This is a genomic window from Paenibacillus sp. V4I9, from assembly GCF_030817295.1.
Lineage (GTDB): Bacteria > Bacillota > Bacilli > Paenibacillales > NBRC-103111 > Paenibacillus_E.
On sequence record NZ_JAUSZE010000001.1, the window covers coordinates 6,516,020 to 6,541,823 of the forward strand.

The following is a 25,804-nucleotide window of genomic DNA, read 5'->3' on the forward strand; positions in this document are numbered from 1 at the left end:
AGAATATCCAACGCCTGACATGGTTATTCCTCCCTTCTGCCCGCTAAAAACCTTTTCTTTGTTGTTGCTCGATATATCCTATGTCGGGCAGGGCAGATAGGTATGGACGTATGTCTATTTGTTCAGGAGAAAAGGTGTCAATTCACCTAAGTGGAACACGTCTAGGTGATGAAGTGCGCGGGTACAAGCGGTGTAAAACAGCTTGCGCTCCTTCGCTTCCGCGTAGACAGCCGCCCCGGCATCGTAGAGAATAACGGCGTCGAACTCGAGCCCTTTGGCGAGGTACGCCGGCAGGATCATGACGCCTGCCTCATAGTGCAGCGTCTCTTTGGTGATCCGCGCGAGTCCTGGCAGCAGCGGCTTCAGGCTGGCGTGCGCGCCTCGCGTCTCGCGCTCGGTCTTGCAAATGATCGCGACGGAGCTTGCGCCGCCGTCGCGCCTAGCCTTGGCCGCCTCAGCCACGAGGCGGCTGAGCTCGGTCTCGTCCGCCGCGCGCAGAACACGCGGCGCCTCGCCGCTGCGGCTGAACGGCTCGATCGGCTCGCCGCCTGGCAGCACGCGACTAGCGAAATCGACGATTTCGCGCGTCGAGCGGTAGCTCTTGACGAGGCGGATTGTCTCCGTCTCGTCTTCCTTCATCAGCTCGCTAATGGAGCTGTACTCGCTCGTTTGCCCCTCGCCATCCGTACTGTTCGCGTTCGCGTGCGTGAAGATCCCTTGATTCCAGTCCCCGAGCAGGGTAAACCGAGCACGTGGGAACAGCTTCTTCAAGTACGCGTAGTGAAACGGCGAGTAATCCTGCGCCTCATCTACAAGACAATAACGGATGGTACCTACGCGCAGTTGGCCCTCAACAAGGCCCTTCAAATATACAAGAGGTGTCGCATCTTCGTAATGCAGCATTCCACCAGCAAGCGCATCGGCCGTGAACGTGCTGATCGTATCCCAAGCTGCGGGTAGACGCTGTTCCGAATGGTGCATAAGCTCTTGATGTAATTCACTATTCGTATAAAGATCTTGGTACATCCCGAGCACGTCCACATAAGCGAGCTTTCGTGCCTTCTCCTTAAGTGGAGCAATCGCTTTATGCGCTTTGATCTTGCTCATCTTTTTCATCTCTGGCTCAGTGCCCAAATATTTCGGCTCCCGCACCATTTTACGATAAAACCTCTTCTGCACATCCGCTTGAAACTCATCCAGCTTCTCCAGCATCCACTCCGATAATTGTTCCATCCGTTCACCCAGAGCAAGAATGGAGGACTTGCTGTAAAACCGTTCGCTAAGCTCATCCGCAGTAATCAACACCTTCTTACCTACGGATAAATCGAGGAAACGAATTCCGCCATTTTTTAGTTTTTCTCCGTATGCTTCAATCACACTTAGAAAGGCTGCCGACGTTTTGTAATGAATGCTTTGCAGCCGCGCTGCGTAGGCAGGATCTTGATCCGTCCCCGTAAGGATGAACTCCAATTGATCGTAGGGATCTTCCAAAGTCAGACCTGTGTCGCTTAATTTATGTGTTAAATAGTCTTGGAATGTCGTCTGTTGCATCGTAGCTTCACCAAGTTCCGGCAGTACGTGAGAGACGTAGTCGCTGAACAGTGAGTTCGGCGAGAACAGAATCATATTGTCGGCGCTTAGCGTCGTCCGATATTTGTAGAGCAGATACGCGATGCGCTGCAGTGCGACGGAGGTTTTGCCGCTGCCGGCCGCCCCCTGTACGACCAGCACCTTGTGCCGATCATCGCGGATGATCTGGTTCTGCTCGCGCTGGATCGTTGTGACAATGCTGTGCATCTTCTCGTCGGCGCTGCGGCTCAGCATCTGCTGAAGCATCTCGTCACCGATGGAGATCCCCGTATCGAACACATCCTGCAGCACACCGGCTTTGATGATGTACTGCCGCTTAAGCATCAGCTCGCCGCTGACATCCATCTCCGGTGTCCGATACGTCGCCGGACCTGGCGGATAGTCATAGAACAAGCTGGCTATGGGCGCACGCCAGTCGTAGATAAGAATTTCATCCGTCTTGGCATCTATAAAGGATGTCAGTCCGATATAAATCTTCTCTCGCTCCTGCTCCCCGCGCTCCTTGAAATCAATGCGGCTGAAATACGGCGCATCGACGACACGCTGCAGCTTACGCAGCGCATCCTGTGCCAAGCGATAGCTGCGTTCTTGACCCTGCAGCACATGCTCCTGCTGGGCCATACTCGCTGCCGTCTCAATCAAATCATCATCATTATCCGCATTCACCGAGATATCATCCCAGAAGCTGCGGCCAATCGCTGTCGCTTCCGATCGGCGCTCATCCACCGTTTGGCGCAGCTCTTCAATTCGCTGCTGTATATTAGCTCGTACAGAGGCAACGCGCTGCGTCTCCCTCTCCCGTTCTTCGTTCTCTATAGGCATACGGTCTCACTCCACTTCTATCTATTTATATACACCGTGGATCACCTCTTCAAACTCAGGCTCTTCCATATGTACATCGTCCATATCGCCCCAGCTGCTGACGATACGCAGTACTTCCATCGCTTTCAGCTCCTGGCGGTTGCAAGCGATCGTGAGACTATTCGCTTCTTGCTCCACCACGCGAAACGGAAGCTCCCAGCTAGCAGGAACTTGGATTTCACCTCGATAAGTGACCTTCATCATCGTTGGTAAGCCAATGCGATCCCGCAGCTCATCGATCGACCCGTCATAGCCAATTTGCCCATGATTAATCACGATGACTCGTTTACACAATTGCTCGATATCATCCATATCATGCGTAGTAAGCAGAATCGTCTTACCGAAATCCCGATTTAATGTCTGAAGAAAGCCGCGAATGTTCCGCTTGGCGACAACATCCAACCCGATGGTAGGCTCATCCAGAAACAAAATATCCGGATCATGCAGCATCGAAGCCGCCAAATCGGCCCGCATCCGCTGCCCAAGAGACAGCTTCCGGACAGGCGTGTCCATCAGCTCCTTCAGTTCAAGAAGCTCTGTCAATTCACCTAATCTGCGGCGGGCGGTGGTTTCCTCCACCCGATACATCGCCGTTAGAATTTCATAGGAATCCTTCACCGGCAGATCCCACCACAGCTGACTGCGCTGACCGAATACAACGCCAAGCTGCCTTACGACTCGTCTTCGATGCTTCTGAGGACTATAGCCGTGAATCAGCACCTCGCCGGAGGTTGGGTGAAGAATGCCGGTGAGCATTTTGATCGTTGTCGACTTTCCCGCTCCATTAGGTCCAATATACCCGACGAACTCGCCAGATTCAATCTCGAAGCTTACATCGCGTACCGCTTCCTTCTCTTTATAGGCTCGTGAGAACAAAGTTCGAATGCCAGAGAACCTGCCTTCTTTGACTAGCGGAGTTTGAAAGGTTTTGCGCAAATTCGTTACGGTTATCATGTTTCTTGTGGTCCCTCCTTGTATGAAGCTGTTGGTTAACTTCCTGTACTTTGATATCGAGATAATCCTAGCTTCCAGAAGCGCATAGCCAGCCAGAGCGCAGCGAATGAAACAGCAATGGTCCCTAGCAGCATCCCAATGCCTCCTTGATGTCTCAGCAAATATAGAGTAGGAATGTAATTCACGAAGCCTACCGGAACGAGCACCAATAGCGCACCCTGAAGCCACTTTGGATACAAGGAAAGCGGATAGCGTGCCGCGGTTTGAGAAGCGTCTTCGGTCATATTTTGCAGGGATTCGATCCGGGTCAGCCAGAAGCCTGCTGCTGCTGTCGCTAGACCGATGGCGAATAAAATAATGGCACCCGTTAGAATAATTAACATCGTTAAAGGAACGGCTGACCATCCGATTTGTCCATTAGCCATTAAGGCTTTCATAGCAATAAAAAGTAAGATGATTCCTTGCCCTACTTCGGCAAATAAGAGACGAGCGTTTTGTGTCATCAGCGCCAGCAGCACGGGGACAGGCCGTGTGAGAAGCGCATCCAGATCACCAGAAACGAGATATTTCTCTAGATGATGCACATCGGAAGCCAGCGTGCGATAAATCGCTTTGGATATCATCATAACCCCGTACAGATAGCACACCTCATACAGTGTCCATCCTTTGATATTGCCAAAACGCATCATCACCAACGCCACCATCAGAAATTCTGAGATATGTACAAAGGAAGCCATCACGGTCGAAAAAAAGAAATTAAACTTATACTGCATTCGGCTTCGCAAGCTCGCCTTGATCAGCAGTATATAGAGCCTCACTGACATCATCCGCCTTGCACCTCCAGCTTTCTGCGTACCCCCTGTGTAACCGCCAGACAGACACAAGTAAACCCGATGCCCCATAGGAGAGCTCCGAGCACAACAGTTCCTTGTTCAAGCTGCATATAGATACGAGTGGGATAATAGAGTAGATAGGGATATGGTGTGTAAAAGCTAATCGTGCGGAGCCAACCCGGCAACCATTCTAAAGGAATGAAAAAACCAGAGAGCAGTGTACTGAAGGAATAATTAACCCAGTAAAACCAACGAGATTCCGTGGTCCACAAGGCTGCTACACCTATCAAATAATTTGTGCAAATGGAGATATATGCCGCCAAAACGAGCGCAATCGCTGTCCAGCCATAAACCGAAGCATGATGTGGAAGCTGTAAGGAGAAAATGAAGTAGTAGAGGGCATAAATCGGGATAAATTTATAAAGAAACTGATAATATACCTGACCCCATTCCCGGCTCATCGCCTGATAGAATAAGTGTACCGGCCGCATGAGATCGACCGCGATTTGACCAGTTCGCACCGATTGCTCGAGTCCGAGTCCATTCGTCGTGAACTGCGTAATCCAAAGGATCGCTTGGTTAAAAGCAATATAACCTACAATCCCTTTCGCACCGTATTCGCCGAGTGACGAGTCGCTCCCCAAACCGGTCCAAATGCTAGCATAAATGAAGCCAAACACCGCACTCACTGCATTGTGCAGCAGATGCGAACCGCGATACTGCAAATTCCTCGCATACGCCTTGCGCGCCAAAAACCGCGAAAAGCATAAAACACCTCCTGAGCTGTTTTGATCCTTATCAACTAGCTTTTTTTGCAGCCGCCGCGTAGAGACGGAAGTCTATATTACCAAAATTACCCTAACCATGGCAATGATTATTTTTAGGTGGTGATAACGCCTCCACCAAAAATGAAAAAGTCCCCATCTCGTCGCTCAGAGCAACAAAATAGGGACTTCTCTTACTGCGCGCTCACCGGCTTCGAAGTGGGCGTATTGCTGCTCACTCCCTGCGTTTGCGGCGGTACATTTCCTTCATCAAATTCAGCGTTAAAGTTGTCCTGAATGGTTTTAGTCAAATAGTCATGATCAATATGTTCAGCTAAGTACTGTTTACCGAAAAGTAAATCGTACTGCACATTCCTGTAGTCATCACGGAGTGCTTGCGCGGATTCGGGGACTTCAGCATGAAGTTCTTGGTTCGCATCAACAACAAGATTACTCAGTAGTCCTGGCACTTGCGCCGCCAATTCGGCATTCAACTTGAAATTAGCTGGTTTCTCCATATGCAGCATATCAAGCACGTGGGCACCAAGGAAGGAATCACTAAGCAGTGGGATATCCTGCTTCGGCATATCGAAATTCGACCAAGTAACAAGCGGGATGCTGTGCATTTTCTTCACTTCTTCCAGCGACCAATCATTCGCGTTGCTGGTTTGGATGAAACCTGCTTCTTTGTATACTTGATAATCTAATCCCAACATCGGCAAATGGTCCCCGTAGAATACGATCATCGTGGGTTCATCCGATTCTTGGAAGTGATCGATCAGCATTTGCAAGCTTTGATCCGCATCGTGCGCGCCCTGCGCGTAGGTCTCAAGAATCGTTTTTGCTTCAGGCGTCAAGTCACCTTGCGCTTTGAACTGATTTTCTCCATACCGTGGTTCATCATAAGGTCCATGATTTTGCATGGTTACCGTGTACATAAACATTGGATCTTCGGTTTTATCGACTTCATCTATAATGCTTCTGGATACTTCGGCGTCCGAGATAAAATAACCCTTCATTTCCGGATTCACGAAATGTTCACTGCTCTTAAAGCTTTCGAAACCTAACTCCTTATACACCGAATTACGGTTCCAGAACCAGCCTTCATAGGAGTGAATTCCCATACTTTTGTAGCCCTGATCGGCAAAATAACTCGCTAAGCTCGGTACAGGTTTCGTTATATATTGTTGATACGGAATGGACCCTCCTGGCAGGAAGCTCATCGAGTTCCCCGTTAACACTTCGAATTCCACATTGCTGGTACCGCCGCCGAATTGGGGGGATAACAAGTATCCGGATGTCGTCTCCTTCTGCAAGCGGTGGATAGTGGGTACCGGATCTTCACTGAACGTCACATTTGTTAGCAAAGTTGGATCCCAGAACGCTTCACTCATAATAAAAATTACGTTCGGTTTCTTCCCTTTTAGAGAATCAGCATCTACGGACTTTTTCAGTCCTGCCTTTTGCATGCCTACCTCTTGGAGATTAGCTGCAACAGTTGCAATACTCTGATCACTATACGTTTCTGGCTTTTGAACGATCGAATTTTTGACATTGAGGGTGAAAGCTAGCGCTAGTCCATTATTCGCATAGTTCTCTTTCTGATTCCATACAATTTCATTTACACCTATATGGTCAAGAATTTTGCCAGCTAACGGTGTTTTAATTGCAAATGCATACAAGGCATAGAGCGAAAACAGCCCTAAACCAATTCGACTGACGATAGAAAAAGATACCCGCGGGAGTACCCATTTTAATAAAAATACAAGGATGACCGCGATGACCACAGCTCCGATTCGGAGAAGTGCGGCTTTCCCTGTTACGAGCGAAGCTATATCCATACTTTCTTTGTTCAACAAAATATCCCACGGGAAGAAGGGCTCCCCGATCATTTTCACCTTCATATAAGAGATCAGTGCCATAAGGCCAAGCAATAAAGTTGAGATGGATCCGGATATAGCTAATGATCCTACAACAGCATATATGAAAGTTAATAAACAGAAGGATAGTCCTACATTTAATAGAAAAAGTGATCGGTTAGATGCTATCCATTGGGCCGTTTCATGCAAAGTACCGCGTTCAAGAAGTTCCATTCCGGCTACAGAAAGTATAGGTAAGCCTATCATAAATAATAAAAGCGAAATCGTCGCTCCCAGACGGTTTGGTCTCATCTTCTTAGGAAGATGGTTCCGGGGCTTCAAATTCAAGTGCATATTGCATCACTCTCCTCTTGCCCCTATTATAAACTCCAATTGTGAAGAAATTATGTAGCTAACCTTAAAGGAAGCTTAGTTTTACCATAAACACCCATTATTTAAGCCCTGCCAGCCACGACGCCAATGCCTTCAGTTCTTCCTCTTTCAGTGCCACTTGGAACGGCGGCATCCCGCCACCTCCCTTTTGAATACGCTTTATGATCTCCGCTTCATCTAAACGTTCTCCCGCTTTCTGGATATTAGGGCCTTGTCCACCTTGTAATTGATTACCATGACACGAGATGCAGAAATTCTGATAAATCTTAGGAACGTCCACTTTAACCGCCGCCGGCTGCGTTTCATTTTGTTTATTTCCACAAGCGGATAAGCCGAGAGCCAGAATAACTATTCCAAACAGCTTTAATTTCATACGTACGAAACTCCTTCAATCTATTGTATTTCTCTCATCATACCAGAGCATAGATTGTAAAATAAAGGAGCTGGAAAATAGAGCAGCAAAAACATAACAGTTATGCGGGCTGGATAAATTAAAAGACATGACCGGGGCATGTCCCAGGCCATGTCTTATTTAAGTAGTAATGCCGTCTACTCGTCTCTTTAAGCTAATTTCAACCGAATGACGTTCCACGATGCTTTACCAAGTATCGCCTGAATCTGGCTGTTTGACGATATGGCCGCATTACCTCCTGTGTGAGGCTTCACCCGATCCTGGGCATCAATCGTATTCGAAGCTTTCAGATCATCGTTCTCCAGAACAATATGCTCAATAACTCGACATTCGCCAAAACTGCGTAGATCCAGCTCCAGAGGAAGTGCTTCCTCTAGATGACGGTTAACCGCGAAGATCGTCACTTCGGAATTGTCTTCATTATGAACGGCAACAGCCTCCAAGTAAGGCACATCCGTATAATCCTTCGCGTCATATTTCGGTGATTTGATCAGCGGCACAAGAACAGTCCCGCGTCCAAACACGCTTGCATGCATATAAGGATAGTAGATCGTCTGTTTCCAGGCCGCTCCCCCATTCGCTGTCATGATCGGTGCGATGACGTTAACAAGTTGTGCCAAACAAGCCATCTTCACACGATCTGCACGCTTCAACATGGAAATAAGCATACAACCAACTAACAGGGCATCTTCGTGGTTGTAAATGTCTTCAAGCTGTGGCGGCGCGATGGACCAAGGCTCTATTTTGCGATCCGCATCGTTGGAATGATACCAAACATTCCATTCGTCGAAGGATAAGTTGATTTTCTTCTTCCCGCGTTTCTTGGCCTGAACATAATCCGCTGTTGAGATCACCGTATGGATGAATTGATCCATGCCCATGGATTGTGCGAGAAAATTGGCAGAATCCTTGTCACGGTTGCCGTAATATTGATGCAAGGAAATATAATCAACGTGATCATACGTATGCTCAAGTACAGTTGCTTCCCAGTCAGGGAAAGTCGGCATAAGTAGACTAGAGCTGCCACAAGCAACAAGCTCGATCGAAGGGTCTACCCACTTCATGACTTTGGCCGTTTCACAGGCTGTACGCCCGTATTCCGCGGCTGTTTTGCTGCCCGTTTGCCAAGGGCCATCCATTTCATTGCCTAAACACCAAGTTTTGATGTTATGAGGCGCCTTATAACCATGGGAAATCCGTAAATCGCTCCAGTAGGTCCCGCCATTGATATTGGTGTACTCAATAATATCTCTTGCCTCATCCGGACCACGAGTCCCCAGATTGACAGCCATCATCGCTTCTGTATTTGCTTTGCGGCACCAATCCATGAACTCATTCAATCCAACCAGGTTAGGTTCAATGGTGCGCCAAGCCAGATCAAGTCTTTTCTTGCGTTTGTCTAACGGTCCAATGCCATCCTCCCAGTTGTAACCGGATACAAAATTACCTCCAGGATAACGAACGATCGGAACATCCAAACCTTTTACCAGCTCCAGTACGTCTGCTCGAAAGCCTTGTTCATCCGCTTGCGGATGTCCAGGTTCGTAAATTCCGCCATAGACGGCTCGCCCCAAATGCTCAATAAATGAGCCATAAATACGAGAATCTACTTCTCCGATTTTAAAATCTTTGTCGATAATCATACTCGCTTTCATAGACATTGTATTCACCTCGTAGTATAATTAATAAAAATATGAATCGATTAATACATTCATTATGTTATGACTATATTAAACAATAAACAGCGGATGATTTCAAGCTTTTCTTCTGCTTTCTGTTGAATTCATATTTTCATTAATTAGTCTACCTATGAGGAGATTGTCCGATGATCCAAACGACAACAGACCGCAAATGGCTGCCGCTGTATGAGGCGCTGGCTAGCGATGTGCGGCTTAAGATACTGGAGCTGCTTGCTGAGCAAGAGATGAATGTCAAGGAATTAGCTCATATGCTCGGATTAAGCAGCGCCATCGTAACCATGCATGTAAAAAAGCTCGAGGCTGGAGGGCTTATTCAGACCGCTTTAATTCGCAAGCAAGGCGGCACGCACAAAATGTGCAAGTTAGCCATCTCCCTCATCGAAATGCGGCTCCCGCGGCCAATAGAGCAGCAGCGAGTTTTCGATGAAGTTGCGATTCCGGTTGGTCACTACACACGCTTCGAAGTGCATCCAACCTGCGGTTTGGCTACGGCTGATCATGTGATTGGTCAGTACGATGATCCGCGTTTCTTCTTCGAGCCGGAGCGGATGCATGCCAAGATTCTTTGGTTCGGCAGCGGCTTCGTGGAATATCGCATTCCGAACTATGTGCTGCCCGGTCAGATACTAGAGGAAATCGAGATTTCGCTTGAAATTAGCTCCGAAGCACCAGGAATTAAAGCGAATTGGCCGTCCGACATTCATTTTTACGTCAATGATACGCTGCTCGGCTATTGGACGAGTCCCGGTGATTCGGGACAAGGCCGCGGCCAACTCACCCCTGCCTGGTGGCCGGACACGATCAACCAATATGGTTGGTTAAAGATCATCCGGGTCACAGAGCAGGGAACTTTCCTTGACGGACAGCGGCTATCGGCTGTCTCGATCAAAGATATCCCCATGTCCCGCAACGAGTGGACACTGCGGCTCGAAGTGCCGAACCATGCGGCACATGTCGGCGGTTTGACCTTGTACGGTGAGGGGTTTGGCAACTACAACCGTGACATTCTGTTTCGCACCTACCGCAGGTAGGGGCGACTTGTGTAGACGCATGAATTAGGGGCTGTCCGAAGTCATTTCGCCAACTGAGTCCGAGAAGCCGGAAATCGACTTCTCGGCTGACTTTCCCTCACGTCTATACAGTATAAATAAGGGGTAAGCTTCGCTTACCCCTAACCCATAACATATAAAATCTACTCACCTAACAATTGCTGCTCTTAATCGATTAACACCAAATTCCAAATACCCCTTTAAACAGGTCAACATGTAAACCCAACCTTCTTTATTATCTATCAATTGACTGATTAGGTCCTCATCATTTTCATTAAAACCTTCTTCGTTAACTTCAATAACGGTGCTCGAATGATCGAACTCTTTCAGCGTAATCGTTACAACATGTCCATCATCCGTTGCACCCCACTGGAAGACGATTTTCTTATTTGCTTCTATTTCCAATACTTTTATATCCACTTGTGCATTGTATTCATCATATCTCCAAGTAATCGTCTTGCCTTGCTCCAATCTTCCAGAACCTGAAGAAAACCAATAATTAGACATTTTCTCAGGGTCTATAAAAGCGTCAAATACTTCATTAACGGGCTTAACTATTTTAAATTTCGTAAGGTTGTTCATACTAAATCAACTCTCTTTCGATGTAACTGTGATGGGTTAGATGGAAATGGGTGGCAAAGTGTTCCCTGTTTCGAGTAAACTCTTCAGGTTGCTCAGAATGGCTGGCCATCCATTATTTAATCCCTCAAAGGTATCTTCTCTATCCACGATGTCAACCGATGCTAGATTATCATGCTTAAGTGTCAGTTTGACCGTCGAATCTAATGCTTTTAACTCAAAAGTGACCCGTGATGGCTGCTTACGAGAGGTTTCATCTCCTACCATGTTCCATGTAAAAGAAAGTAAATGATGCGGCTCGCACTTTAGTATGATTCCGTGATCGGTGACTTGTCCATTCCGCGAATAGGTGACGTTAGAGCCTTCTTGCCAGTCCGATTGAATTTTGCTTCCGAAGAAGTATTTTTCGGTAAAATCGCTGCTTGTCAAAGCTTCCCAAAGCTTTTCCGGCGTCGTCTTGATGTAAGTTACATAAACAAATATTGCATCAGTCATTTTTTTCCTCCATATATAGGGATCTTTGAACTTGTTCAAAGTCTCTCCGCTTTAGGGATCTTTGAGCTTGCTCAAAGTCTCTCCGTTATAGGGATCTCTGAGCCTGCTCAGAGTCACTCCGCTTCAAGCCGCTTTTTAATTTCACGCAATGCTTCGATGCGATCACGATCATATTTGCTGATCCAGCGGTCATAAATCTCTCCGATGGGTTCCATATTTAGATAATGAATTTTATTTCGGCCTTGCCATTCAATAAGAATAAGATTCGCTTCCTCCAATATAAGCAGGTGTTTGGTTACGGATTGACGGGTCATTTCAAGATGATCACATAGTTCATTTAATGTCTGGCCATTTTTCTTGAAGAGCTCATCAAGGAGTTGTCTTCGGCTTGAATCAGCAAGAGCTTTAAATACTTTATCCATGCCATCATTATATGCAACCATTTGTCTGCATGTCAAGTTTGGTTTATTGGTGTATGCTGCCTGTTCGTTCCATTCTCAAAACACAAAAAGACGCGGAAGAGCAATCCCGTGCCTTTCAGAAACAAATTGCATTGTTTGCCAACCAACCTACGCATGCATGCCCATACCAGTACCCTCACCGCTCCCTGAAGCAGCAGCGCTCTTATCCCGCTCCTCCGCCCGGCGCAAATACTTCTGCTGGCGCCAACGGATCACAACGAGGATACCGCGCAAATATTCGTCGCAGATCATGGCGACATAAATACCCGCAAGCCCCCAGCCCATGTGCAAGCCCAAGACATAGGAAAAGCCCGCGGCCACTCCCCACATCGAGAACAGCGATATGATCATATTGTAACGGGTATCGCCCACCGCGCTCAGCGCATTACCGAAGCCCATATTGAGCATTCTCCCTGGCTGCAAGATAAGTGTCAGCACCAAACAGGAGAGTCCCAGCTTGATAATATCCGCGTCTGAGGTGAAGAAGCCGAGAAAGCTTTTGCCGATGAGAAAGAGAATGATGCTGTTGAATCCAACAAGACCGAGTCCAATCCATGTACCTCGATATCCGCTCTTATAAGCTTCTTTGATATTTCCAGCTCCATACAGATGAGCAATCTGAATTTGAACAGCTAAGGCAATGGAATAGCCTAACATAAAACAAATCGACTCAAGCGTGTTCATATACGTTCTCGCGGCCAATTCCTTAGCTCCCATCGTGGCTAGGAACGTGTAGATCGTCAGCTGCGTCAAAACCCAGGAAGACATGTTCACGCCGAGCGGCCAACCTATTTTCAAAATATCGCCAAACAGCTTTCGATTGAATACGATAAGATCCCGCCACTCCATCCTCCGCTCGAACGCGGAAATGAACATAAACAGCAGCAAACACGTCGCCAGCAACCGGCTCACGAGGGTAGAAATGGCCACACCTGTTAAACCCAGTTGAGGAAATCCGAGCTCGCCATATATAAATCCATAGTTAAACACGATGTGAATAACATTCATACCAATAGCCGTAATCATCGGCCCTTTGGTGTTCCCCGTATTCCGAATCACGGTGCTAAGCGCCGCCGTCAAAGCTGTCAAAACCATCCCGCTCCCCACAATCGAGATATAGGTTTCAGCCAGAGGCAGCAGCCGCTCCTCCAAGTGAAACAGATTAGCTAAAGGGCGAGCCTCACTATAAAGAATCACACTTAGCACACTGCCTATCGCAGCGCTGACGGTTATGGCCATAATGGCAACGGTGCGCGCAGATTCATTCTGCTTGGCTCCTATTTTCTGAGCAATTAAAATCCCGGCGCCACTCGCAACCGTCATAAATAAGATCATCATCGCTTGGAACAGTTGGTTCGCTAAGCCGACCACCGCCACCGCATCATCTGATACACGGCTTACCATTAAGGTATCTACGGCACCTAAAAGTAATTGTAGAAGCAATTCGACGAAAATAGGCCAAGCTAGAAGCCATAGTGTGAATTTATTTTTCTCTTTGTCCATGTTTTTCACCATCCGATTATCATCTCTCTTTTTGTATAAATGAAACTTTGTTGTCTGCTCAAATTATAGATGCTATAGTTGACTCCAAGTATGAGTTTTGCAACTTAAAGTTTCAAAATTCCAACCTCCATTCTAGAGATGAAAAGGTGACTCCGATGGCTTTTATCGAAATGACTGTCCCTCCGCTGCCGCACTACATTACAAGTGGTTTCAGCACGATATCCAAAGGCAGCAAACATCCTAGCAGACGCAATATCCAAGTATTTGATTTACTAATCACCACATCGGGCTGCTTCTATATAGGCGAGGAGGATGCTAGGTTCGAGGTAGCAGCTGGACAAGCCGTTATTCTAAGGCCGGACAGCTGTCATTTCGCTACACAAGTCTGTTCCGAGCTAACGGGTACTTATTGGATGCATTTCCACGCAAGTGGACCATGGGCTATGGTAGACCATACGGTCCAACCTATACCTCTGGAAGACCCTTTACATACCCCAATTGAGCTATTTGCTGTAGAACCTTTTACAATTCGGATCCCTCAATATACAACACTTCTGCAGCCAGAAAAAACCTATGACCTGTTCGAACAGCTTCAGCAGCTGCAACCGAGCGCTCATATGAGCAGTGTCCGTTTTGCGCAGCAGCAGCTTTTTCATGAGCTATTGCACCAGCTTTCCGCGTCCACGGACAGCGATCAACCATCACCTTCCAAGGCCTGCGCGGAAAAAGCGGCCGCCTATTTAAGGCAGCATTACAAAGCGTCTGTTTCAGCCAAAGAGCTCGGCGATCATGTCAACTTCCACCCTGTTTACATTGCACGCTGCATGCAAAAAGAATATGGCTGCTCCCCGACGGAATACCTGCTTAGGTTAAGGATCCAGCAGGCTAAGCTGCTGCTGCTTCAAACCGATCTACCCGTCGCGCACGTCGCGGAAGAGGTTGGATTTGAGCAGCCTGCCTATTTTGCCACCTGCTTTACCAAAATGGAAGGTATCTCTCCTCGCAAATATAGACAGCGTTTCTCACGAGGGTAATTTACGAACAACTCGAAGGCATATATAGGCTAACTTCAAAATACAGTTAACTTATATAACTTAGAGGGAGTTGACTTGATATGGAAGAACAAAATGCACCTGTCCTAAGTGTAAAAGATTGGATGATTATAATCCTGCTCCTTGCGATTCCACTTGTGAATATTGTGATGTTATTCGTGTGGGCATTCAGTAAAGGAGAAAACCCAACGAAATCTAATTATGCCAAAGCAAGCTTAATCTGGGCTCTCATCGGAATCGGTCTCTATTTTATTTTCTTTGTACTCTTCTTCGGCGCAATGATGTCGAATATGAATCAATAAAACCTTCTCCTGTACAGCTATCCTCCATGCGGCCATAACCGCTTGGGGATAGCTCTTTTTATGTTATACTGGAAAAAAATGATAAGGAGCCTTCGACCATGCCAACCCCCTTACATTGGAAAAAGTCACTATGGATTCTATGGGGTGCTAATTTCTCCGTTATGTGCGGTATGAATCTTGTTCTTCCGTTCCTACCGCTCTACATCGGAGAACTCGGGGTTCAAGATCTTGGCGAAATTGTACGTTGGACAGGCTGGATTGTCGCTGCGCAGTTCATCACATCGTTTCTCACTCAGCCGCTCTGGGGCGCAATCGCGGATCGACGCGGACGTAAAATCATGCTGCTTCGCGCCGGGTTCGGGATGGCCATTGTGACAGCACTCATGGGCATCGTCACGTCACCTTGGCAGCTGCTGTCTCTGCGGCTGCTCAACGGTATCTTCTCCGGCTTCATCTCCATGGCGGTGTCTCTTCAAGCTTCCGTTACACCGCCAGAGCATTCGGGCAAATCGCTCGGCACTTTACAAACGGGGGCGATCGCCGGATCGCTAATCGGCCCTTTACTTGGAGGCTTGCTGGCAGGTTTCTTCGGCTACAGCCATGTGTTCTTCTTCACTGGAGGGCTCATGCTCTGCGCGAGCATCATCGTCATGATTTTCATTAAAGAGGAGCGTAAGCCTCCCTCTAAGAAAAAAGAACGACGGCGTACCGATTGGCGGCTGTTTCGGCCTTTGCTCCCGGTTTTCGCTGCTTCCTTGATCACACAAATCGGAATGATGAGCATCGAGCCGATTGTGACAGTGTACGCGAAGACCTTATATACAGGAAGCCACTTGGAGCTGTTCGCTGGTCTAATCGTTGCGATTACCGGCATCGCGAACTTGTTCGGCGCTCCATCCTTAGGGCGACTCGGCGACCGTATCGGTCAGCGCAAAACACTCGTGATCGCCCTATCGATGGCAGCACTTGCCTTCATCCCGCAGGCTTTTGCCACTAGCATCACCATGCTCTTAGTCGGCAGATTCCTGCTTGGGCTGTTCATCGGCGGCATGATTCCCTCTCTGAACGCGCTGGTTATGAAGCTGGCGCCTACTCAGATTCAAGGGACCGCTTACGGCTTTAATACCTCATCGCTGTTCCTAGGCAATCTGATTGGCCCTTTAATTGGCAGCCATCTTGCGGCAGCATACGGTTTCACGTCCGTCTTCTATGTCACGATGGGCATTTTACTGCTCTGTGCTGGATTCGTCTATACGAATCGCAGTTTAGACAATCAACCCCATTTAAAAACGGCTTAAAACAACCATTTCATTTAAAAATTGGAGGATGACTATGAAACACGAAATTTTATATAAGGGCGCATTTCCTATGTTGAAGGTAGAGCTTGAAGCTGGTGAGAACATCAAGGCGGAAGCTGGAGCTATGGTCTCTATGTCCCCCAATATCGAACTCAAGGGAACCGTAGAGGGCGGTCTCATGCGAGGTTTAGGCCGAATGCTGAGCGGTGAGAAATTCTTCTTCCAAGAATTAACTCCTAGCAGAGGATCGGGCGAGGTTTTACTGGCGCCTACTGTCATTGGCGATATTGAAGCCGTAGAGCTAGACGGATCCTACAAGCTATATGTGCAAAAAGATGGCTTTCTTGCTGGAACATCCGGCATTCAGGTGAATACGAAAATGCAAAACCTGATGAGCGGCTTTATGTCTGGCGAGGGTTTTTTCATCGTTGAAATTAGCGGAAAAGGCACCGTCTTCCTTTCCTCTTACGGTGCTATTCATGCCATTAATCTAGCTCCAGGACAAGAAGTGATCATCGATAACGGGCATCTCGTTGCTTGGCCGGATTATACGCAGTATACGATTGAAAAAGCGGCCAAAGGCTGGTTATCCAGCTTGACGAGCGGCGAGGGCGTTGTCTGCCGCTTCCGCGGCGAAGGTGTCGTGCTTATTCAAACGAGGAACCCTCAGGGTTTCGGCGGGTGGATTAAGCAATTCATTCCAGGTGGCAGATAAGTGTATGGCATCCAAGCAGTTCATTCTTGATGGCAAATAAGTGTGCAATGGCATCCGTCCTCTTATCTAGGGTGACTTGCGAGCTAAATCAGATGGAGTAACTTCGTCGATGATATAAAAATATTTACCTAACAGAATTTGGAAATCCCTAATCTTTTCGATCGAGGATAACAACTCCGTCGTCCTAAAAGGACGAGCGCGTTTGTCGATGTTGATTCTAAGTGGGTTGACCTCCGCCATGCGGCGCTACAATGCGCGCCCAGGATTCGGCGCGATGGAATCAACTGAAAAAAACGAGAATTCCTCACGGGGGGTTCTCGTTTTTTTACTTATAATATGATAAAATGGTTCTATCACATAAACTTGGTTTTATATACAAAACCTCACACACTAGAAACGCAATGTATTTGAACGATCGCTTTACGATTAAGGAGGCCCTAACTTGGATGATAAATACCGCGTTCCGGCCATCGAACGTGCACACCTGATTCTCAAAGAAATCTCTATTCATCCCGGTGAGTTGAAACTCATCGACTTATCACGAACGCTCGCCATTAACAAAAGTTCGATGTACTCGTTGTTATTAACTATGGAGAATTTGGGATGGATCGAAAAGGAAACCGGAGAAACCTACCGGTTAGGAAGAGAATTGTCTCGTTTCGGCCATGCCGCCATGCAGCAGCGAGACTTGAATGAGTCCTTCCACAAGGAAGCTTCCTTGTCCAAGCTGAGACTGGGCGAATCGTTCCAACTTGCCAAATTAGATGGCAAGGAAGTCCTTTATATCGCCAAAGAGGAAGCGCTTACGCCGGTAAGACTAGCCTCCGAACCAGGCATGCGTTTACCTGCACATGCTACCGCACTCGGTAAGGTCATGCTGGCTAATCTGAGCGATGAAGAAATTGATTCGCTTTATCGTTCTGACCAAGAACCATTTCCACATTTAACGGTTCATTCCATTACCTCTTTACAAGCATTAAAGCAAAGTTTAGAGCAAATCCGACAACAAGGCTATGCATTAGACTTAGAAGAAGCCGTGCTTGGTTTTAGCTGCGCGGCGGCTCCGATCCGGAATGCCCAAGGCCAAGTAATTGCCGCTGTCAGCTGCTCCATGATGTCTCTGCAATGGGAACAAAAGAAGCAGTCCTGTATAGAAGAAATTTGTAATCTAGCACACATACTTTCTGAGTAAAGGAGACTAGCTATGTCCAAACGACTTCAAGACAAAGTCATTCTCATTACAGGTGCCGGATCGGGCATCGGCCGGAGCACCGCCCTTCTATTTGGCCAAGAAGGTGCTCAAGTCATCGTAAATGATCTCGACATTGCAAAAGGGAATGAAACGGTAGAAGCGATTACCTCTTCGGGTGGATCGGCTGAGTTCATTCAGGCAGACGTTACAGAGCAAGACTCCGTCAAACAGATGGTAGAGCAAATCATACAGACATATAGCCGTATTGACGTGCTTTTCAACAACGCTGGGATCAGCGGAGTCGGCGCACTCCATGAGCTAGAGCCGGATGCTTGGGACCGCATCATGAGCATTAATGTAAAAGGCGTATTCTTGCCATCCAAATTTGTCATCCCCCACATGATGGAGCGTAAAGCCGGATCTATTATTAATATGTCTTCGTGTATCGCGGAAATCGGTCTAGCCCGCAGGGCTTCTTACGCAGCTACCAAAGGCGCTGTTCTCGCATTGACGAAATCGATGCAGGTGGATTATGCCGCCTATGGCATTCGGGTGAATGCGCTGCTGCCGGGGACCATTTTAACACCATTCGTTGAAAATTATCTCCGTACCTCTTATGACGATCCTGAAGCTGCCATCGCCTCTTTGAAATCTAGACAGCTAAGCAGCGAAATGGGTCGTCCGGAAGACGTCGCATTAGCAGCATTGTTCCTCGCCTCAGACGATTCCAAGTTCATGATGGGTTCACCGTTATATATTGACGGAGGCGTTACTTTCGGTAAGAACGCATAAGAAGCACGTCTGCTATTATTCATTTATTCAGGAGGTTTTTCGAATGAAACTACTTACTTTTAAGAAAAATGATGAGCTAACCCTTGGCGTCCAAACCGCGGTTGGCGTGTTAGATGTCGTTCAAGCGGTTAAACAGCTGTCACCTGCTTTCATTGTCCCGTCCACCATTCATGAAGCTATTAATGGCGGAACTCCCGCTAACGCCGCGCTGCAGCAGCTTGTTCATCTAGTCCTTGAACACGCTGATCGTGCTTCCTTGCTGCTGAGCGAAGATACTCTGGAGTATGGCCCCTGCGTTACTCATCCTAATAAAATCATTTGCGTAGGGCTTAACTATCGCAAGCATGCCGAAGAAACGAATGCCCCGATTCCGCAATTCCCTATTCTTTTCAACAAATTTAATAATACGCTTACAGGACACGGGCATGACGTTGCTCTTCCTCGTGTGACCAAGGAAGTCGATTATGAAGCCGAGCTTGTTATCGTAATAGGTAAGCAGGCCAAGTATATCTCCAAAGAACAAGCTTTGGAACACGTTTACGGTTATTGCTGTGTGAATGACCTTTCTGCGCGTGATTTGCAAATGCGCACCCCGCAATGGCTGCTTGGCAAATCGTGTGATGACTTTAGTCCACTCGGTCCTTATTTAGTGACCGCCGATGAAGTCGGCAATCCGAATGACCTGCAAATCAGCACCACGGTCAACGGCAAAGTGCGCCAAAGCTCGAACACAGCAGATATGATTTTCCACTGCAACGAAATCGTCAGCTACATATCTCAGCATATGACATTGTATCCGGGCGATATTATTTTGACAGGTACACCTGAAGGGGTCGTGCTTGGGGATCCGGTGGATAAGCGGGTATACTTGCAAGCCGGTGATGTGGTGACTATTTCTATTGAGAAATTAGGCAGCCTGACTAATCGCATGGTTAGCGAGTAACTAGCTTTCGCATTTTAAAACGGTCCAGAAGCTCATCTATACAGCAAGAGCAAGCCGCAGGATCTGCGGCTTGCTCTTTTGCTTCTTCCATTTATCCTCGCTTGACCAACATAGCAACGCCTTGTCCGCCGCCAATACATAAAGCAGCCACACCCAGCTTGCCATCTCTCTTCTCCAGCTCATGCAGCAGCGTAACCAGAATACGGGCTCCGCTCGCACCAATCGGGTGTCCAATGGCAATCGATCCTCCATTAACATTTAATTTCTCCCGTGGGATGCCCAGCTCGCGGCCAACGACTAATGACTGCGAAGCAAAGGCTTCATTCAGCTCAAATAAATCAACGCTATCGAGTGGGACTCCCGTTTTACGGAGCAGTTTATTAACGGCATTAACGGGTCCCATTCCCATCATGGATGGATCTAAGGCAGCACTCGCATATCCCTTAATGCGAGCTAAGGGCTTAAGCCCAAGCTCCTTAGCCTTATCCGCGGACATAACAACCAGCGCAGCGGCTCCGTCATTAATGCCAGAAGCGTTGCCAGCTGTAACCGTGCCCTCTTTTTTGAAAGCAGGACGGAGCTTACCAAGTACTTCAGCTGTTGTACCTGCCCGAGGAAACTCATCTTGCGCGAATAGCACCGGATCGCCTTTTCTTTGCGGAATGGCTACAGGCACTATCTCGTCCTTGAATCTGCCGGATGCAATCGCTTGTTCCGCCTTCAGCTGGCTCCAAGCAGCAAACTCATCCTGCTCTGCACGTGTAAGACGATGATGTTCCGCTATATTCTCGGCTGTGATGCCCATGTGGATGTCGCACATCGCGCACCATAATCCATCCCGAATCATCGAATCCACCATGGTGCTGTCACCGAGCCGCAGGCCAGAACGAGCCCCGGGCAGCAGATAGGGCGCCTGCGTCATATTTTCCATACCGCCAGCCACCACGATATCTGCATCTCCGAGGCTCACAGACTGTGCCGCCAGCATGACGGACTTCAGGCCTGAACCACACACCTTGTTAATCGTCATCGCTGGAACGAATTGCGAATACCCTGCCTTCAGCCAAGCTTGTCGGGCTGGGTTTTGCCCAAGGCCAGCCTGAAGCACGTTACCCATGATGACCTCGTCTACTTGACTGTCAGCCAGATTAGCTCTCTTCAGAGCCTCTTGGATAACCGTACTGCCCAGCTGCGGAGCGGATATGTCCGCCAATGCTCCCTGAAAGCTGCCAACGGCTGTACGAACTGCGCTAACGATGACGACCTCTCTACTCATAACGATCTCCTTTGCTCAACTGAGGTTCATTTTGAAGAAGAGGATTAATTGTAAAACGCGCTTCGGTGTTAGCAAGAACCTCTTCCATCGTGACGCCTGGCTGTATGTTGGATAACACCATGCCCTCTTCAGTAAAATCAAAAACGGCTAAATCCGTGATCAGACGATTCACTACACCTTTGCCTGTCAGTGGCAGGGTGCATGCCTTTTTAACCTTAGACTCACCTGCTTTATTCACATGTTCCATGATGACAATGATCCGTTTGGCGCCGTTGACCAAATCCATAGCGCCACCCATCCCTTTCACCATTTTTCCGGGAATCATCCAGTTAGCAAGGTCACCATTCTCCGCTACCTCCATACCGCCAAGAATGGCCAAGTCAATATGGCCCCCACGGATCATAGCGAACGATTCTGCGCTGTCAAAAAAAGAAGCGCCCGCTACAGCGGTTATCGTTTCTTTGCCTGCATTAATCAAATCCGGATCTTCTTCTCCTACGTAAGGGTAGGCACCGATGCCTAGAAGCCCGTTTTCCGATTGCAGCATAACTGTCATTTCCGGGGGAATATAATTGGCGACTAGCGTAGGCAGGCCAATGCCTAAATTCACATACATGCCCTCTTGAATTTCCTCAACGGCACACTTAATAATCGTTGAACGGTCGTTTTTCATACCGATACCTCCTTACTTCGAACGGTGAGACGTTCAATCCGTTTTTCATAGGACGCACCCTTCACAATCCGCTGCACATAAATACCTGGCGTATGAATATCGTCCGGGTTCAGCTCGCCTACCTGCACAATTTCTTCCACCTCAACGATCGTCACTTTTCCTGCTGCTGCTGCCAGCGGATTAAAGTTGCGCGATGTTTTGCGGAAAATCAAATTGCCCAGCGTGTCAGCTTTCCAAGCTTTGACTAAGGCAAAATCACCAACAATCCCTTTTTCCAACAAATAGGTGCGTCCTTCAAATGTTTTGTGCTCTTTGCCTTCTGCCACTAAAGTGCCTACGCCCGATGCTGTATAAAACCCGGGAATGCCGGCTCCGCCAGCGCGAATTCGTTCGGCAAGCGTCCCTTGTGGAACCAGCTCCACTTCGAGTTCTCCGCTTAAGAACTGCTGCTCAAACGTTTTGTTTTCTCCCACGTAGGAGGAAATCATTTTCTTGATTTGTTTATTGGCTAGCAGAAGTCCTAGTCCACAATCATCAACCCCGCAGTTGTTGCTAACTACGCATAAATCTTTGGTCCCTTGCGCTTTAAGCGCCGCAATCAAATTCTCTGGAATCCCGCAAAGTCCGAAACCGCCAACAATTAAAGTGGCTCCGTCACGAATATCTGCTACAGCTTCCTCCATGGAAGAACATATTTTATTCATGATGATCCATCTCCTATTCCTATCCCTAGGTTGATCTATCTCTACTGCGCCGTGTAACCGCCATCGATTAATAGGGAAGCTCCCGTAACACCTCGTAATTTATCGCTTGCAATTAACATCGCATAGTCCGCAATTTCCTCGACAGCTAAGAGGCGTCTTTGTGGAACCAAAGGGTAAATAACTTCTTCCAGAACACTTTCTAAAGGAACATTACGCGTTTTCGCCAAGTCCTGCAGCTGCCCTCTAACAAGAGGCGTATCAACATATCCCGGGCACAGTGCGTTCACCGTGATGCCGTGGGGAGCACCTTCGAGTGCTGCTACTTTCGTCAAACCGATCAGCCCATGCTTTGCGCTGTTATAGGCAGCTTTGCCAGCAAATCCAATGACTCCGTTGATCGAAGCCATATTAATGATCCGGCCAAAGCCTTGTTCCTTCATGATAGGGAAAGCATGTTTAATTCCGATAAAAGCACCTGTCAGCATGACCTTTATCATGAATTCAAACTTTTCTACGGGGAAATCCTCAATGGGTGCAACATGCTGCAGCCCTGCATTATTGACTAGAATGTCCAGCCGCTTATAGGTTTGAACCACTGTTTCAATAGCTTCGACAAATTGCGGTTCCTGCGTTACATCACATTTGACTCCTATAGCATCAAAGCCTTCTTGCTGCAACTGCTGCGCAGCCAGATTCGCTTGTTCACCATTTATGTCGGAAATGACCACCTTGGCTCCTTCCCGTGCATAAGTGCGAGCGATTTCAAGACCAATACCGCTTGCTGCCCCTGTTATCAAAGCGACTCTATTTTCCAAGAACCTAGTCATTGCGTATACCTCCATCTTGAACTATTAAAAAATCGACAAAATGATCGCGAGCAATAGAACAGTTACTGTTTTGATAACCGTGATGGCGAAAATATCCTTGTACGATTGTCGATGTGTGAGTCCTGTAATGGCAAGAAGTGTGATGACTGCACCATTATGAGGAAGCGTATCCATACCGCCTGATGCCATCGAAGCAATTCGGTGTAACAATTCCGGGCTAATCCCTGCTGTGGTTGCTGCGGCCAAATATTGCTTACCCATGACTTCCAAGGCGATGGAAAGCCCTCCTGATGCGGAGCCCGTTACGCCGGCCAATATATTGACCGAAATGGCTTCAGAGATAAGCGGATGAGAACTTAAGCCTAGAATCCAACCCTGAATAGCTTTGAATCCTGGAAGGGTTTTTACAACATTACCGAAGCCTACCTCAGATGCTGTGTTGAAAATTGCAAGCAGCGCCCCCATTGCTGCTGCCGTCAAGCCCGCCGCCAATTTACTTTGAACAACGCGCGCATTAATGCAGATTGCCGAAAGAATACCAATGAGCAAAGCCACGATCAATGCCCAGGAAGACGACACCGTTTTTACGTTGGCAATATTAAACGTTTTCAAAAGCTCAGCCGAATACCAGTTGTTTACCGTTAAGAAACCTCTACTTAGCAAGTAGTTGAATAGCAAGACCAGCACCAATGGGATGATTGACACCCAAAGATTTGGATATTTCTGATTGTCTAGCCCCTCAGGCTCATTCTTATGTCCTAAACCATAGCCTTCACCAGCAGCTTCCGCTTGCTTGCGTCTGCGTTCCAACCAGAACAGTCCTAAGCCAAATACGATAAGACCACCGATAATACCTAGAATTGGAGCCGCATAAGAATCCGTTCCGAAATAAGTTGTAGGAATAATATTTTGAATTTGCGGTGTTCCTGGCAGTGCATCCATCGTAAAAGTAAACGCTCCCAAAGCAATCGTACCGGGAATCAATCTCTTTGGAATATTGGCTTCTCGGAAGATCGAAACAGCGAAAGGGTACACTGCAAACGCTACCACAAATAAAGAAACACCGCCGTACGTTAAGATACCACAAGCAAGAACAACCGAAAGCATCGCTCTCTTGGATCCCAATGCCTTCACTAATGATTGCGCAATCGAGGATGCCGCACCGTTCAATTCCATCACTTTACCGAACACAGCTCCCAATAGGAAAATCGGGAAAAAGTTTTTCACATAATTCGCTGCGTTCACCATATACACTTCTGTATAGCTCGGCATTAAAGCAATTCCCGAAATCAATACGGCCAGCAAGGTGAAAATAGGTGCGAACACGATGACCGGATAGCCCCTGTAAGCAAAAAACATCAGCAGGCCTAAGGATAACACAATCGCTACAATCTCAATAAACATGTTCTGTTCTCCTTTATAGTCATTTGTAAAAGCGCTTCCAACTTGTCTGGTATGAATAAACTATTTAAATTACATTTGGATTAATTTCAGTTTACATGCAGATTCCCAAGAGGTAAAATTCATATTTGGAATGACAATCATGAAAAAATGCTATAGGTCGGGGAGGGATGATCCTTTGGATTTACGCCAGTTAACTTATCTGCTTGAAATTGCTAAACACATGAATTTTACCAAAGCGGCCGAAACCCTTCACCTCACACAACCAACACTGAGTAAAATGGTGAAAAATATAGAAGAAGAACTGGGCGCTACTTTATTTGATCGTTCAGGCAAGTATGTTCAATTGACGGACTCGGGAGAAATCGCCGTTAAACAGATTCAAGTCATCGTTCAGGCTGTCCATGATCTTCATCACCTATTAGATGATGTCTCCAACCTAAAAAAAGGAACCATAACCATAGGGTTGCCCCCAGTAGTTGGTTCCGTTTTCTTTACACGAGTTATCGCAAAGTTCCAAATTAAACATCCTAATATCCACTTCCAACTTGTCGAAGAAGGCGCTAAGAATGTAGAAAACCTTGTGCAAAATCGAAAGCTTGATCTCGGTGTGGTGGTTGGACCTATTGACACGTCTAACTTTGAAACCTTGCCTTTTATCTATCAAAAATTAGCGCTCATCATCCATCGTTCTCATCCGCTAGCTAAGCAATCCAGCGTATCTCTGCTGCAGCTAAGAAATGAACCCTTTATCCTGTTTCCTAGCGGCTATGCCGTTCGAAACCATGTCATTCATGCCTGTCGATCCGTAGGATTCGATCCTTCCGTTGTCTACGAAAGCTCGCAGTGGGACCTTTTGGCTGAAATGGTTGCTTCGAATGCAGGTATTTCCATCATACCCGAGACGATTTGCAGTAAAATCACTTGTCCGGAGGTACTTACGTTACCTTTAACAGAGCCTTCTATTTCATGGAATTTAGTTATTATTTGGCCTAAGGATCACTACGTCTCTTACGCTATGCGTGAGTTTATTTCGTTTAGCCAAGAGCTGTCGGAAACAGATAACTGACTCTGATTGGATGTTTACGAACGACATAAGTCAAAATAGGTTCTCCATCGCTCCAGATGGAGAGCCTTCTTTATAATTGGATATTTGTTTATAAAGCTAGAAGGAGA

25 protein-coding genes are annotated in these 25,804 nt (G+C 47.3%); 9 read left to right on the top strand and 16 right to left on the bottom strand.

The window, feature by feature from the left end; genetic code table 11:
- Positions 1–114: 114 nt before the first annotated feature.
- The 7 genes from helD to arfA all read right to left on the bottom strand — a co-directional run bounded on the left by helD (position 115) and on the right by arfA (position 9,327).
- Positions 115–2,412 carry an RNA polymerase recycling motor HelD gene (helD, locus tag QFZ81_RS30055; protein ID WP_307605685.1) on the bottom strand — a complete coding sequence of 766 codons (2,298 nt, stop codon included), beginning with the start codon at positions 2,410–2,412 and terminating at the stop codon, positions 115–117.
- A gap of 21 nt (positions 2,413–2,433) precedes the next feature.
- Positions 2,434–3,405: an ABC transporter ATP-binding protein gene (locus QFZ81_RS30060; protein ID WP_307438575.1), complete on the bottom strand. Its 972-nt coding sequence runs from the start codon at positions 3,403–3,405 to the stop codon at positions 2,434–2,436.
- A gap of 35 nt (positions 3,406–3,440) precedes the next feature.
- Entirely contained in the window at positions 3,441–4,232 is a 792-nt protein-coding gene (locus tag QFZ81_RS30065; protein WP_307605686.1) for an ABC transporter permease, read from the bottom strand.
- Positions 4,229–4,963 carry an ABC transporter permease gene (locus QFZ81_RS30070; RefSeq protein WP_307605687.1) on the bottom strand — a complete coding sequence of 245 codons (735 nt, stop codon included), beginning with the start codon at positions 4,961–4,963 and terminating at the stop codon, positions 4,229–4,231. The genes QFZ81_RS30065 and QFZ81_RS30070 overlap by 4 nt, the downstream gene beginning before the upstream one ends.
- Before the next feature lie 233 nt (positions 4,964–5,196).
- A complete protein-coding gene (locus QFZ81_RS30075; RefSeq protein WP_307605688.1) occupies positions 5,197–7,215 on the bottom strand; it encodes an LTA synthase family protein in 2,019 nt (672 codons plus the stop codon).
- Between the two features lie 97 nt (positions 7,216–7,312).
- On the bottom strand, positions 7,313–7,627 hold the full coding sequence (locus QFZ81_RS30080; protein ID WP_307605689.1) for a c-type cytochrome: 315 nt from the start codon (positions 7,625–7,627) through the stop codon (positions 7,313–7,315).
- Between the two features lie 188 nt (positions 7,628–7,815).
- Positions 7,816–9,327, bottom strand: coding sequence for an arabinosylfuranosidase ArfA (gene arfA, locus QFZ81_RS30085; protein ID WP_307438566.1), 1,512 nt, complete (start codon positions 9,325–9,327; stop codon positions 7,816–7,818).
- 164 nt (positions 9,328–9,491) lie between these two features.
- Between arfA and QFZ81_RS30090 the strand changes: the two genes are divergently transcribed.
- On the top strand, positions 9,492–10,397 hold the full coding sequence (locus QFZ81_RS30090; protein ID WP_307438564.1) for an ArsR/SmtB family transcription factor: 906 nt from the start codon (positions 9,492–9,494) through the stop codon (positions 10,395–10,397).
- Between the two features lie 165 nt (positions 10,398–10,562).
- On the opposite strand, the gene QFZ81_RS30095 is transcribed toward QFZ81_RS30090, so the two are convergent.
- The 4 genes from QFZ81_RS30095 to QFZ81_RS30110 all read right to left on the bottom strand — a co-directional run bounded on the left by QFZ81_RS30095 (position 10,563) and on the right by QFZ81_RS30110 (position 13,453).
- Positions 10,563–10,997 (bottom strand): SRPBCC family protein, encoded by a 435-nt coding sequence (locus QFZ81_RS30095; protein ID WP_307438562.1) that lies wholly within the window; start codon positions 10,995–10,997, stop codon positions 10,563–10,565.
- Between the two features lie 36 nt (positions 10,998–11,033).
- Positions 11,034–11,489 carry an SRPBCC family protein gene (locus tag QFZ81_RS30100; protein WP_307438560.1) on the bottom strand — a complete coding sequence of 152 codons (456 nt, stop codon included), beginning with the start codon at positions 11,487–11,489 and terminating at the stop codon, positions 11,034–11,036.
- A 113-nt stretch (positions 11,490–11,602) separates the two neighbouring features.
- Entirely contained in the window at positions 11,603–11,932 is a 330-nt protein-coding gene (locus QFZ81_RS30105; RefSeq protein ID WP_307438558.1) for an ArsR/SmtB family transcription factor, read from the bottom strand.
- Positions 11,933–12,058: 126 nt separating this feature from the next.
- The gene (locus QFZ81_RS30110) at positions 12,059–13,453 is read right to left on the bottom strand and encodes an MATE family efflux transporter (protein ID WP_307438556.1); all 1,395 of its coding nucleotides are present in this window, start codon (positions 13,451–13,453) and stop codon (positions 12,059–12,061) included.
- A 155-nt stretch (positions 13,454–13,608) separates the two neighbouring features.
- Here QFZ81_RS30110 and QFZ81_RS30115 point away from each other — a divergent pair, with 155 nt between their 5' ends.
- The 7 genes from QFZ81_RS30115 (at position 13,609) to QFZ81_RS30145 (ending at position 19,747) form a co-directional block, all read left to right on the top strand.
- Entirely contained in the window at positions 13,609–14,487 is an 879-nt protein-coding gene (locus QFZ81_RS30115; protein ID WP_307438554.1) for a helix-turn-helix transcriptional regulator, read from the top strand.
- Positions 14,488–14,567: 80 nt separating this feature from the next.
- Positions 14,568–14,807, top strand: a complete 240-nt coding sequence (locus QFZ81_RS30120; RefSeq protein ID WP_307605690.1) for a hypothetical protein — start codon at positions 14,568–14,570, stop codon at positions 14,805–14,807.
- 98 nt (positions 14,808–14,905) lie between these two features.
- Entirely contained in the window at positions 14,906–16,105 is a 1,200-nt protein-coding gene (locus tag QFZ81_RS30125; RefSeq protein WP_307438550.1) for an MFS transporter, read from the top strand.
- Between the two features lie 34 nt (positions 16,106–16,139).
- On the top strand, positions 16,140–16,820 hold the full coding sequence (locus tag QFZ81_RS30130) for a TIGR00266 family protein (protein ID WP_307438549.1): 681 nt from the start codon (positions 16,140–16,142) through the stop codon (positions 16,818–16,820).
- Positions 16,821–17,262: 442 nt separating this feature from the next.
- On the top strand, positions 17,263–18,012 hold the full coding sequence (locus QFZ81_RS30135) for an IclR family transcriptional regulator (RefSeq protein WP_307438546.1): 750 nt from the start codon (positions 17,263–17,265) through the stop codon (positions 18,010–18,012).
- Positions 18,013–18,024: 12 nt separating this feature from the next.
- Positions 18,025–18,804, top strand: a complete 780-nt coding sequence (locus tag QFZ81_RS30140) for an SDR family NAD(P)-dependent oxidoreductase (RefSeq protein WP_307438543.1) — start codon at positions 18,025–18,027, stop codon at positions 18,802–18,804.
- Positions 18,805–18,847: 43 nt separating this feature from the next.
- Positions 18,848–19,747 (top strand): fumarylacetoacetate hydrolase family protein, encoded by a 900-nt coding sequence (locus tag QFZ81_RS30145; RefSeq protein ID WP_307438541.1) that lies wholly within the window; start codon positions 18,848–18,850, stop codon positions 19,745–19,747.
- 91 nt (positions 19,748–19,838) lie between these two features.
- Here QFZ81_RS30145 and QFZ81_RS30150 read toward each other — a convergent pair whose 3' ends face one another.
- The 5 genes from QFZ81_RS30150 to QFZ81_RS30170 are packed head-to-tail and all read right to left on the bottom strand — an operon-like array spanning position 19,839 to position 24,631.
- On the bottom strand, positions 19,839–21,023 hold the full coding sequence (locus QFZ81_RS30150; protein WP_307605691.1) for an acetyl-CoA C-acetyltransferase: 1,185 nt from the start codon (positions 21,021–21,023) through the stop codon (positions 19,839–19,841).
- Positions 21,016–21,696 (bottom strand): 3-oxoacid CoA-transferase subunit B, encoded by a 681-nt coding sequence (locus tag QFZ81_RS30155; protein ID WP_307605692.1) that lies wholly within the window; start codon positions 21,694–21,696, stop codon positions 21,016–21,018. Before QFZ81_RS30155 ends, QFZ81_RS30150 begins: the two co-directional genes overlap by 8 nt.
- Entirely contained in the window at positions 21,693–22,400 is a 708-nt protein-coding gene (locus QFZ81_RS30160) for a CoA transferase subunit A (RefSeq protein ID WP_307605693.1), read from the bottom strand. Before QFZ81_RS30160 ends, QFZ81_RS30155 begins: the two co-directional genes overlap by 4 nt.
- A gap of 41 nt (positions 22,401–22,441) precedes the next feature.
- The gene (locus tag QFZ81_RS30165; protein ID WP_307605694.1) at positions 22,442–23,227 is read right to left on the bottom strand and encodes a 3-hydroxybutyrate dehydrogenase; all 786 of its coding nucleotides are present in this window, start codon (positions 23,225–23,227) and stop codon (positions 22,442–22,444) included.
- A gap of 24 nt (positions 23,228–23,251) precedes the next feature.
- Positions 23,252–24,631, bottom strand: a complete 1,380-nt coding sequence (locus QFZ81_RS30170) for a GntP family permease (RefSeq protein ID WP_307605695.1) — start codon at positions 24,629–24,631, stop codon at positions 23,252–23,254.
- A gap of 175 nt (positions 24,632–24,806) precedes the next feature.
- On the opposite strand from QFZ81_RS30170, the gene QFZ81_RS30175 reads away from it, so the two are divergent.
- The gene (locus QFZ81_RS30175; RefSeq protein ID WP_307605696.1) at positions 24,807–25,697 is read left to right on the top strand and encodes a LysR family transcriptional regulator; all 891 of its coding nucleotides are present in this window, start codon (positions 24,807–24,809) and stop codon (positions 25,695–25,697) included.
- The last annotated feature ends 107 nt before the right edge of the window (positions 25,698–25,804 follow it).

What these genes read in the sequence shown, in the direction of transcription:
- helD (WP_307605685.1), bottom strand. Translation starts at nt 2,412, where the DNA reads ATGCCTATAGAGAACGAAGAACGGGAGAGGGAGACGCAGCGCGTTGCC.
- QFZ81_RS30060 (WP_307438575.1), bottom strand. Translation starts at nt 3,405, where the DNA reads ATGATAACCGTAACGAATTTGCGCAAAACCTTTCAAACTCCGCTAGTC.
- QFZ81_RS30065 (WP_307605686.1), bottom strand. Translation starts at nt 4,232, where the DNA reads ATGATGTCAGTGAGGCTCTATATACTGCTGATCAAGGCGAGCTTGCGA.
- QFZ81_RS30075 (WP_307605688.1), bottom strand. Translation starts at nt 7,215, where the DNA reads ATGCACTTGAATTTGAAGCCCCGGAACCATCTTCCTAAGAAGATGAGA.
- QFZ81_RS30080 (WP_307605689.1), bottom strand. Translation starts at nt 7,627, where the DNA reads ATGAAATTAAAGCTGTTTGGAATAGTTATTCTGGCTCTCGGCTTATCC.
- arfA (WP_307438566.1), bottom strand. Translation starts at nt 9,327, where the DNA reads ATGTCTATGAAAGCGAGTATGATTATCGACAAAGATTTTAAAATCGGA.
- QFZ81_RS30090 (WP_307438564.1), top strand. Translation starts at nt 9,492, where the DNA reads ATGATCCAAACGACAACAGACCGCAAATGGCTGCCGCTGTATGAGGCG.
- QFZ81_RS30095 (WP_307438562.1), bottom strand. Translation starts at nt 10,997, where the DNA reads ATGAACAACCTTACGAAATTTAAAATAGTTAAGCCCGTTAATGAAGTA.
- QFZ81_RS30100 (WP_307438560.1), bottom strand. Translation starts at nt 11,489, where the DNA reads ATGACTGATGCAATATTTGTTTATGTAACTTACATCAAGACGACGCCG.
- QFZ81_RS30105 (WP_307438558.1), bottom strand. Translation starts at nt 11,932, where the DNA reads ATGGTTGCATATAATGATGGCATGGATAAAGTATTTAAAGCTCTTGCT.
- QFZ81_RS30110 (WP_307438556.1), bottom strand. Translation starts at nt 13,453, where the DNA reads ATGGACAAAGAGAAAAATAAATTCACACTATGGCTTCTAGCTTGGCCT.
- QFZ81_RS30115 (WP_307438554.1), top strand. Translation starts at nt 13,609, where the DNA reads ATGGCTTTTATCGAAATGACTGTCCCTCCGCTGCCGCACTACATTACA.
- QFZ81_RS30120 (WP_307605690.1), top strand. Translation starts at nt 14,568, where the DNA reads ATGGAAGAACAAAATGCACCTGTCCTAAGTGTAAAAGATTGGATGATT.
- QFZ81_RS30125 (WP_307438550.1), top strand. Translation starts at nt 14,906, where the DNA reads ATGCCAACCCCCTTACATTGGAAAAAGTCACTATGGATTCTATGGGGT.
- QFZ81_RS30130 (WP_307438549.1), top strand. Translation starts at nt 16,140, where the DNA reads ATGAAACACGAAATTTTATATAAGGGCGCATTTCCTATGTTGAAGGTA.
- QFZ81_RS30140 (WP_307438543.1), top strand. Translation starts at nt 18,025, where the DNA reads ATGTCCAAACGACTTCAAGACAAAGTCATTCTCATTACAGGTGCCGGA.
- QFZ81_RS30145 (WP_307438541.1), top strand. Translation starts at nt 18,848, where the DNA reads ATGAAACTACTTACTTTTAAGAAAAATGATGAGCTAACCCTTGGCGTC.
- QFZ81_RS30150 (WP_307605691.1), bottom strand. Translation starts at nt 21,023, where the DNA reads ATGAGTAGAGAGGTCGTCATCGTTAGCGCAGTTCGTACAGCCGTTGGC.
- QFZ81_RS30155 (WP_307605692.1), bottom strand. Translation starts at nt 21,696, where the DNA reads ATGAAAAACGACCGTTCAACGATTATTAAGTGTGCCGTTGAGGAAATT.
- QFZ81_RS30160 (WP_307605693.1), bottom strand. Translation starts at nt 22,400, where the DNA reads ATGAATAAAATATGTTCTTCCATGGAGGAAGCTGTAGCAGATATTCGT.
- QFZ81_RS30165 (WP_307605694.1), bottom strand. Translation starts at nt 23,227, where the DNA reads ATGACTAGGTTCTTGGAAAATAGAGTCGCTTTGATAACAGGGGCAGCA.
- QFZ81_RS30170 (WP_307605695.1), bottom strand. Translation starts at nt 24,631, where the DNA reads ATGTTTATTGAGATTGTAGCGATTGTGTTATCCTTAGGCCTGCTGATG.